Source organism: Moorena sp. (assembly GCF_982860115.1).
In genome coordinates this window covers 1-10,653 of sequence record NZ_CEYLVT010000218.1, presented here as the reverse complement: position 1 = coordinate 10,653, position 10,653 = coordinate 1, and the positions used below count along the sequence as shown (strand labels likewise).

Here is a 10,653-nt window from a genome sequence, read left to right as displayed (position 1 = left end):
TGCGATCGCTTGCTACCAATCGGCTTTAGAAGTACGCACCCGTGAAGCTTTTCCTTATGAATGGGCAATGACTCAAAACAATCTCGGTAATGCTTACTTAGAAAGAATTACAGAAGAGAAAGCACAAAACCTAGAAGATGCGATCGCTTGCTACCAATCGGCTTTAGAAGTACGCACCCGTGAAGCTTTTCCTGTTGATTGGGCATCGACTCAAAACAATCTCGGTATTGCTTACCTTAACAGAATCACAGGTCAGAAGGCACAAAACCTAGAAGATGCCATCGCTTGCTACCAATTGGCTTTAGCCGTTTACACTCGTGAAGCTTTTCCTTATGAATGGGCAAGGAGTCAAAACAATCTCGGTGAAGCTTACCGTAACAGAATCACAGGTCCCAAAGCACAAAACCTAGAAAAGGCCATCGCTTGCTTCCAATTGGCTTTAGGCGTCTACACTCGTCAAGCTTTTCCTTATGAATGGGCAAGGAGTCAAAACAATCTAGGTAATGCTTACTCTGACCGAATCATAGGGGAAAAAGCACAAAACCTAGAAGATGCCATCGCTTGCTTCCAATGGGCTTTAGAAGTACGCACCCGTGAAGCTTTTCCCGAAAAATGGGCACAGAGTCAAAACAATCTCGCTGAAGCTTACCGTAACAGAATCACAGGAGAGAAGGCACAAAACCTAGAAAAGGCCATCGCTTACTTCCAATCTGCCTTAGAAGTTTACACCCGTGAAGCTTTTCCCGAAAAATGGGCAACGACTCAAAACAATCTCAGTCTTGCTTACTCTGAGAGAATCACAGGTCCCAAAGCAAAAAACATAGAAGAAGCGATCGCTTACTTCCAATCTGCCTTAGAAGTTCGCACCCGTGAAGCTTTTCCCGAAGAATGGGCACAGACTAAAAACAATCTCGGTGAAGCTTACCGTAACAAAATCACAGGTCCCAAAGCACAAAACCTAGAAAAGGCCATCGCTTGCTTCCAATCTGCCTTAGAAGTTCGCACCCGTGAAGCTTTTCCCGAAAAATGGGCAGGGACTCAACACAATCTCGGTAGTGCTTACTTAGAAAGAATCACAGGTCCCAAAGCAAAAAACCTAGAAAAAGCCATCGCTTGCTTCCAATTGGCTTTAGCAGTTCGCACCCGTGAAGCTTTGCCCTATGATTGGGCAATGACTCAAAACAATCTCGGTATTGCTTACTTTAACAGAATGACAGGTCCCAAAGCACAAAACCTAGAAGATGCCATCGCTTGCTTCCAATCGGCTTTAAGAGTCTACACCCGTGAAGCTTTTCCCTATGATTGGGCTTTGACTCAAAACCATCTCGGTATTGCTTACCAAGATGCTCAAAATTTCCCGGAAGCTTACAAGGCTTTTGATGCTGCCATTAAAACAGTAGAATCCCTGCGAGATGAAATTCTTTCTGGTTCTGGAGTAGAAGAATACAAGACAAAACTAGCGGAAGAATGGAATAAAGTATATCGAGGCATGGTAGCAACTTGCCTAGAATTAAATAATATCACCGAAGCCATTGAATATGTTGAACGGAGCAAAACCCGCAATTTAGTTGAAGAGATTATCAGCCGTGACCTGAAAACCATCTTTCCCCCAAATGTTGTCACTAAACTAGAACAATACAGGGATGAAATAGCGGCAGGACAATATCAAATCCAACATGGCAAAGCTGAAAATCAAAAAGTCTTAGCACAACATCTCCAACAGTTGCGACAGCAGCGCAATGATTTACAAGACCAATATTTACCTATCGGTTCTACCTTTCAGTTTAAGCAATTTCAGCAGAAGCTGGATGATCGCACCACCATTGCAGAATTTTACATTACGGGAAATCAGCTTCTGTGTTTCCTATTCAACCGCCATATAGTTTGGCATTCTAAGTTAGAAGACTTGGAAGAGAGCATCCCATTGTGGCAAATATATGTTTTGAGGTGGGCGGTAGAATCAGAATCCTACAGCTTAATGAGATATGTTTGTGAAAAACTTGGATCTTCCCACTTCGACAAATTCCTAAATTGGGCAAATGGATATTGGCGAGCCTACAACAACGAAAAATATGATTGGCAAAACGACCTGAATAACCGCCTACATTTGTTGGCTGAGATTCTACACATAGATGACATTATTCAGCAAATAGCCCCAGAGTGCGATCGCTTAATTTTAATCCCCCATCAGGTTTTACATTTGTTCCCGCTTCATGCCTTACCGATTAACAGTCAGCAGGGAGAAGCTACATCTCAAATTCTCATGGATCGGTTTCCAGCAGGGGTAAGTTACGCCCCTAGCTGTCAACTACTGGAACTTGCTCAAACCAGAGAACGCCCGGACTTTACCCACCTGTTTGCCGTCCAAAACCCCACGGGTAACTTAAGTTACGCTAACATCCAAGTGGAAGTGATTAAACGCTACTTCAATCCACCACCAGATACAGAGGTCTTTGTGGAAAACGCTGCCACCAAAGCCGCCATAGAGAGCAAACCTCTCAACACTTACCACTGTATCTATTTTAGTGGTCACGGTAAGTTTAACTACAAAGAACCACGTAAATCGGCTCTCATGCTGGCAGATGCTCAGCTCACCTTAGATGCCATCTTTGCCCTGAAATTAGAACAATGTCGCCTTGTCACCCTTTCTGCTTGTGAAACAGGATTAATCGACTTCAAGAATAGCAGCGACGAATACATTGGTTTACCCAGTGGTTTCTTAGTTGCCGGAAGTCCAGCAGTAGTTAGTAGCCTATGGAAGGTAGAGCAGGTGTCTACAGCATTGTTACTGATTAAATTTTATCAGAATTTGCTAAAGCCAATGTCCTTAGCACTTGCCCTGAATCAAGCGCAACTCTGGCTGCGAGATGCCACTGTACAGGACTTGCGAGATTGGGCTGAAAAGTTAACTCAAGAGTTGGAATTGGATAATAGCTTTAAGGAAGAAGTGGAGGAATCATGCGATTTATTTGACAATCAAGAAACTCCGTTTGATTATCCTTATTATTGGGCGGGTTACTGTGCCATTGGAAAATACTATATTTAGTTAAATTATGAATCCAAAAAAAAATAATAAAATTTTAAAAATAATCCAAGGTTTTAAGCACGCACTAAAAACTGACTCTGAAAAGTTTCAACTTGAAGACTTGCAAGACTTAGATCAAGTTTTAGCAGCTTTAGACACTCCAACAGAAGCTGAATTAGAAGAGCTAATTAAAACTTGGTTGAAAAAACATAAACAAGTCAGAGATACTATACGCCCATTTGCTGAAACTACTCAGGAATTAAAGAAGTCACCCGAGCCTCCTCCTAATTCCGACGCAGGTATTCTTCAAAACGTATTTGAAGAATTCAAAAAAAAACTCACAGAAACTATTAAAGTTAAAACTAATCAACAGGATCAAGACAACAGTCAGCAATCAAAAAAAGGGTAAGCATTGAGCTATCAGCCGTCAGCCACCCTACGGGCATAAGCTGACGGCTGAATCCTTACTAAAAATCTCAAACAATGACTCACAAAATCTACGCACCTAATATTCATCTCTTTGCCTTCCATCTTCGGAATCTATCTAGTAGTGATTCCCAAGCACACAGGGACTATGACAGCAAACTGCTTTGGCACAAGTGCCATGATATTTTTGCTAAATTCCAAATTCAACAGAGGCTAGACCTGAGAGACGTTGCCGAAGGTTCCCGCATTGCTTTACTAAAAGGAGCCACCAAGGAAAATATTCTCTTACCGTTGGAGGGGAAATTATTTCTCAATACTGGCAAAGAAATAACGATTACTGGTCAAGCTTGTCCACTCCAGATCTATGATAGTTATGCTCTCGGTTTGAATATTCGGATTCCTGAAGTTGAGAATAATCAGAAAACCGAAGACGTAGACCTGACTGTATTCAAGGATTTTAATCCAGACCAGTGCTTTCTTCCCAGTAACATTAACAGTTCCCTAGGACAAATTCTGTTACTAACTGCTTGGCTACCCCAGAAGGAACAGCAAGATTTACATTTATGGAAAGAGATAGCTGATCAGTGTGTGCAAAATTTTCTGGGAGAAAAGAATCAGGATAACTGTCCACCGCTGTATCAAGAAGGTCAATTATTTGATAGTCCGATTTTTGAATATGGCATTCCCGATCAATCTCAAGACTATGGCCAAATTTTTGTTTGGCTATTTTTAGGAGAAGAGGTCAATGGCAACTATGGTGCCCGAGCCGACGATAATTTTTGCTTGTTTTATCAAAATTTTATTGATTTATTTTTTTATCGCCAAAAAGTCATTAAAGCTTATCAAATCAGCCGGGAGGTTTATAGTGATGCTTACCAAGGATATCAAGATATTAAACAAATCATCAATGAAACGACCGAAATTCAAGATAATCAGAGCGTATTATCTGATGATGACCTGTTGGAGTTTAAGAAGAAGCTGAGAATACTGCCGAAGCTAGACTTGAACTATTCAGACTGGCTGAGACAGTTAGAAAGCTATAGCTTAACCATCAAGACTAATGCTCACAATTATTCCGAAAAGCTTCAACAACTTCAAGAAAAATTACCCAATGACGAAGAGTTAAGCTTTTTGTCAGTATTTGAGCATAAAATCAGCCCTACTTATCAAGAGCAAATTCAAATAAACTTAAGCTATTTTGGACATAGCTCCGCCCTGTTAGACAAAGCGATTTCCTCAATCAGAGGTATTGTGGAAATTGAACAAGCAGAACGCGATCGCGCTTTGGAACAAGCCCTCAGAGATAAGGAGGAAGCTGATCGAGCCCGAGAAAAAAAATTAGAGGAGTCACGTCGTCAACAAGAGAAGGCTGCCGAGGAACGAGAAAAAAATTTAGAACGTTGGATCACCTCCGTCGGTATTGGCCTAGCCGTCAGTACTATTTCTTCCCAAAGCGATGCTAAACAACCTCTAGAAGCGATCTTGATCAAACTAGACTGGAAGGGATCCTTAAATTGCCCTAAAGCTGAAGACCAGCCTTGCTTGAGTTACAGTGTGGTGTTTGTGGTATTTCATGTGTTGCTTGGTGTTGGATTTGGTGTGATCGTTGCTTTAATGTGGAAGCTATGTATCAATTGGCGGTCAAAATGATCTGCAAAGGGAGTAGGGAGCAGGGAGCAGGGAATAGGGAAGAAGGAGAAAATCCTGTGTACTTGATAGTTATGCAAACCGCCGTAATAGATTACTAGTTGTTAATTTAGCAACAGTTTAGGGAATTCTCTGACTGTAGTCCCTTTGATGAATTGATGGAACACGGTAAGCTATCAGCGCTCAGTGGTCAGCGGTCAGCTATCAGCTGTTGGCACAAAAACTCATAACAATAGAAGGTTTATAGGGTTTCTCATAGCTATGAGGTACACAAGATTTTTTCCCTATTGCCTATTGCCTATTGCCTATTGCCTCTTGCCTATTGCCTATTGCCTCTTGCCTATTGCCTCTTGCCTATTGCCTCTTGCCTCTTGCCTTCCCCTCCTGGGAGGGGTTAGGGGTGGGTTCCTATTGCCTATTGCCTATTGCCTGCTCCCTATCTCCCCTTAGTTACAGATTGAAAATCAAACGATGCACCCGCCAGCCTCCCTCCTCAAGGGTTACCAAATCACTGCCCAACTTTATGAAAGTTCCAATTCTCTTGTGTATCGTGGTTACCGCGATAGTGATCAGCAGCCGGTTATCCTTAAATTTCTTAAACAGGACTATCCTAGCCCAGAAGAACTAACCAGATATCAACAAGAATATCACATCACTTGCTCTCTTAATCTAGAAGGAGTTATTCAAGTCTATGACTTGCAGCAGTATCAGAATACTCGGGTAATTATTTTAGAGGATTTTGGCGGAGAGTCATTAAGCCTTTTACTAACTAAACAAACCCTTAGCATCAAAGACTTTATCATTATTGCTATCAAGATTACTAAAATTTTAGGAGAAATTCATAGGGCCAATGTGATTCACAAGGATATTAACCCCAGTAATATTGTTTTTAACCCAGACACGGGAGAGCTGAAAATAATTGACTTTGGGATTTCTACGGTGTTATCCCGGGAAAATCCAACTCTAAAAAATCCCAATGTCATAGAAGGAACCTTAGCCTATATCTCACCAGAACAAACCGGGAGAATGAACCGCTCCCTGGATTACCGTACAGATTTTTATTCCCTTGGTGTCACCTTCTATGAACTGTTAACAAAACAGCTACCGTTTCCCACTACTGACCTGATGGAGTTGGTACATTCTCATCTGGCTAAATCCCCTGTGGCACCCCATCTCTTGATCAGCTCAGAGCGGGAGGGAGGGGGAGACGGTTGTCCAAAAGCGATTTCAGATATTGTGCTTAAACTGATGGCGAAAAATGCCGAAGACCGCTATCAGTCGGCTCATGGGCTCAAGACAGATTTGGAACACTGTCTTGAACAATTACAAACCACAGGAGAAATCAAAACCTTTCAACTCGGTCACCACGACATTTCCGAACGATTCACTATTCCTGAAACCTTGTATGGTCGAGACCAGGAAATAGCGACGTTGCTAGCAGCATTTGACCGGATAGCTGCCTTCTCTAGGAAAGACGGGGCTGAACTACTGCTGGTGGCTGGTTATTCTGGTGTGGGCAAGTCAGCCTTGGTTAATGAAGTCTACAAACCGATTACTGCCAAGGGTGGTAATTTCATTGCTGGTAAGTATGACCAATATCAGCACAACATTCCCTATGATGCGATCGCAAAAGCTTTCGGTGACTTGTGCAATCAACTGCTGACCGCAAGCGAAACGACTCTCAATCAATGGCGGCGGGAAATTATAGCTGCTGTGGGCAACAACGGGCAAGTCTTAATCGATGTGATTCCTGATTTAGAGAGGATTATCGGTAAACAGCCCACCGTAGCACCAGTGGATGCGATCGCAGCCCAAAACCGTTTCAATCTAGTCTTCAAGAACGTCATCAAAGCCATTTGTCAGTCAGATCATCCACTGGTCTTGTTCATTGATAATTGCCAATGGGCTGATAGTGCTTCATTAATGCTGCTAAAGACAATTATCACCGATGGGGAGCTTCAGCATTTACTAGTTGTAGGAGCCTACCGAGACCATGAAGTAGATGAAGCCCATCCCTTCATGACCGCTGTGGAAGAAATCAAACAAGAGGGGGGAATTGTTTCACAGATTCATCTCGATAATCTCAAGCCAGTCGATGTGAATCAGTTAATTGCTGATGCCTTAGACTGTTCCCCTCAAGATAGCCAACCCTTAACAGATTTAGTTTACTACAAAACTCATGGTAATCCTTTTTTTACCACAGAGTTTATCACATCAATATATACAGAAAAATTATTACTATTTAACCATACCCAGTGCCAATGGCAATGGGATAGTGAGCTGATTCAAGCCAAAGACATTACCGATAATGTGGTAGACTTTATGGCAAGTAAAATCAGCACGCTATCGGAAACGACTCAAAAGATATTGCAGGTAGCCGCTTGTATTGGTAATAGCTTTGATGTATTACTATTAGCCGTTATTTATCAACAGTCTCCCCAGCAAGTAATCTATGGTTTATTCCCCGCTATCCAACAGGGGTTAATTGTTTCCTTAAATCAAGGGTATCAGCTGATTAACCTCGATCATGATACCGACTGCAGTCTAGTTAAATTTAGATTTCAGCACGATCGGGTTCAACAAGCAGCCTATACCCTGATTGAACCATCACAAAAAACAGCTTTTCATTTACTAATCGGTCGCCTGTTATTAAAAACCAAGACATCCGAAACATTATCAGAGTCTATCTTTGAGATTATCGATCATCTCAATCTTGCCAGTGACCAGGTTACCTGTCCAGAAGAATTCCATGAAATTGCCAGCCTTAATCTCATCGCCAGTCAAAAAGCCAAAGTTGCTGCTGCTTATGAATTAGCAACTAATTACGCCAATGCAGGCATTAATCATCTATCCGATCTATCAGCAGATAGTTGGCAAACCCATTATGAATTGACATTAGCCTTACATAACGAAGCCATTGAGGCAGCCTACCTTAACGGTGATTTGAAAGCAATGGCAAGATTAGCAAAGGTAGTGCTACAGCAAGCTAGACTCCTGCTGGACAAGGTGAAAGCTTACCAAGTCCAAATTCAAGCCTCCATCGGACAAAACCAGTTGCTGGACGCCCTCAATACCGCTTTAACGATTCTCAAACTCCTAGGGGTAAACCTTCCAGAAAACCCAACCAACACCGATATCGAGCTTGGACTGGCCGAAACCATCGAGAATTTGCCAGCTATAGGCATTCAAGACTTAATTAACATGCCAGAAATGACCGATCCCTACAAGCTGGCAACTATGGAAATCTTATCCAGCGTGCTGAATGCAGCGTATATGGCAATTCCTGACTTGTTACCCCTGATTGTGTTTGCACAAGTCAATTTATCCATCAACCATGGCAATTCCTGTTTTTCGGCCTTTGCTTATGCCAATTATGGCTTAATTCTCTGCGGGATAGTGGGAGACATCGATAGCGGTTATGAATTTGGAAAACTTGCTTTCAGTCTTCTAGAAAAATTTAATAATAGAGCTAATACTAAAGCCAAAACAGTCGAGATAGTTTGCCTATCTATCAAGCATTGGAAAGAGCATATCAGGGAAACCTTAAACCCTTTGCTTGAAGCCTATCAAAGTGGGCTGGAAACTGGTGATTTAGAATATGCTTCATTTGCCGCTTTAGATTATTGTTCCCATTCCTATGTCCTGGGCAAGGAACTAAACGGACTTGAACAAGAGATAGCCACCTATAGCCAAGCCATCCATCAGCTCAACCAAACAACTGTCTTTCACTTAAACGAAATCTTTCATCAAGGGGTTTTGAATTTGCTGGGAAATGCCGAAAATCCCTGTTATCTAATCGGTAAAGCCTATAACGAAGCGCAAATGTTACCAATCCATCAGCAAGCCAACGATATCAGTACCATGGCATTATTATATGCTAATAAACTGATTCTTTGCTTTCTATTTGGTGATCTGCTTGAAGCTAGGGAAATTGCTGCTAAACTAGAACTATATTTAGAAGGAATTCCCGGACAAGTATTCGTACCCCTGTTCTATTTTTACGATTCTTTGGTAAGGCTGGAGCTATATTATAGTTCAACAACCCTGGAAAAAGAAGAATCTTTAGCTCGTGTTGCTACCAATCAAGAAAAGATGAAAAACTGGGCTGACTATGCTCCCATGAATTATCTGCACAAATTTCATCTAGTAGAAGCAGAGCGCCATCGGATTCTAGGTCAAAACGTTGAAGCGATGGATCTATACAATTGCGCCATTGCTGAAGCAAAGGAAAACAGATATCTTAACGAAGAAGCCCTGGCCAACGAACTCGCTGCCAAATTTTATCTGGAATGGGGCAAAGACAAAATTGCCCAACTCTACATGATGGAAGCATACCATAGCTACACTCACTGGGGAGCATTAGCAAAAGTCCAAGACTTAGAACAATATTATCCCCAATTACTAACCCAAACCGCCAGTAACGTTCGATTCTCTGCTACTAACACCACCACCTCATCCACCACTGCCACTACCCTATCCGATTCCCTAGACCTAATCAGTATCCTGAAAGCCTCTCAAGCCTTAGCCCAAGAGATTAAACTTGATACCTTACTAGCCAACATGATGGCAATTGTGATCGAAAATGCCGGAGCCGAAATGGCGTATCTATTGCTTCAACAGAATCAGCAATGGGCGATCGCAGCAGAAGGGATAATTGATAGCAATAAAAATACCAATAAAGTAAACATTTTACAATTTGCTCCCTTAGATACTTTCTCAGAAACCTCCCTATCCAAATCCATTATCAACTACGTTATCCGAACCCAAACCAGTGTTGTTTTTCACCGTGCTACTGAAGATAACACCTTCTCTACAGATCCCTATATCCAGATTCATCAACCCCAATCGATTTTGTGTACTCCCATTATTAACCAAGGCAAACTAATTGGTTTGCTCTATCTGGAAAATAATCTCACCACTGGAGCCTTTACACCAGACCGATTAGAAGTGTTAAATCTGCTCACCTCCCAAGCCGCTATTTCCCTAGAAAATGCCCTGTTGTATCGCCAATTAGAAGACTATTCCCACACCCTAGAACAAAAAGTAGAAGAACGCACCGCCCAACTAGCTGACTCTAATCAACAACTGAAAGCTGCTAAACAAAAAGCCGATACTGCTAACCAAGCTAAAAGCGATTTTCTCTCCAATATGAGCCATGAATTGCGTACTCCTCTCAATGGTATCCTCGGCTATGCTCAAATCCTGAAGCGAGACCGGGATCTAAGTACCAAGCAAATCGATGGCTTAAGGATTATTGAGCAAAGCGGCAACCATTTATTGACTCTGATCAACGATATCCTAGACCTATCCAAAATCGAAGCCCGCAAAATGGAACTCTACCCGAGAAATTTACACCTACAGAGTTTCATCGGAAGTGTGGTCGGGATTATCCGCATGCGTGCAAATGGAAAAGATATTTTGTTCCAATATAACCCTGAAGATAACTTACCTCATGGCATTAAAGCTGACGAGAAACGACTGCGACAGGTACTGCTAAATTTATTAGGTAATGCTGTTAAATTCACTGATACTGGTCAAGTAACATTAAAGGTTAA

At 41.9% G+C, this 10,653-nt stretch carries 5 protein-coding genes; all 5 read left to right on the top strand.

What is annotated here, in order from left to right; all coding sequences use genetic code 11:
- Positions 1-3,046: CHAT domain-containing protein (locus AC4II3_RS26460; protein WP_488013831.1), on the top strand; the 3,046-nt coding region annotated here is incomplete at its 5' end.
- Positions 3,047-3,053: 7 nt separating this feature from the next.
- The gene (locus AC4II3_RS26455; protein WP_488013829.1) at positions 3,054-3,434 is read left to right on the top strand and encodes a hypothetical protein; all 381 of its coding nucleotides are present in this window, start codon (positions 3,054-3,056) and stop codon (positions 3,432-3,434) included.
- 74 nt (positions 3,435-3,508) lie between these two features.
- Positions 3,509-5,101 (top strand): hypothetical protein, encoded by a 1,593-nt coding sequence (locus tag AC4II3_RS26450; RefSeq protein ID WP_488013827.1) that lies wholly within the window; start codon positions 3,509-3,511, stop codon positions 5,099-5,101.
- A gap of 258 nt (positions 5,102-5,359) precedes the next feature.
- Positions 5,360-5,548, top strand: a complete 189-nt coding sequence (locus AC4II3_RS26445) for a hypothetical protein (protein ID WP_488013825.1) — start codon at positions 5,360-5,362, stop codon at positions 5,546-5,548.
- Positions 5,549-5,569: 21 nt separating this feature from the next.
- Positions 5,570-10,653, top strand: a 5,084-nt coding sequence (locus AC4II3_RS26440) for an ATP-binding protein (RefSeq protein WP_490722935.1), incomplete at its 3' end; no start/stop codon positions are given.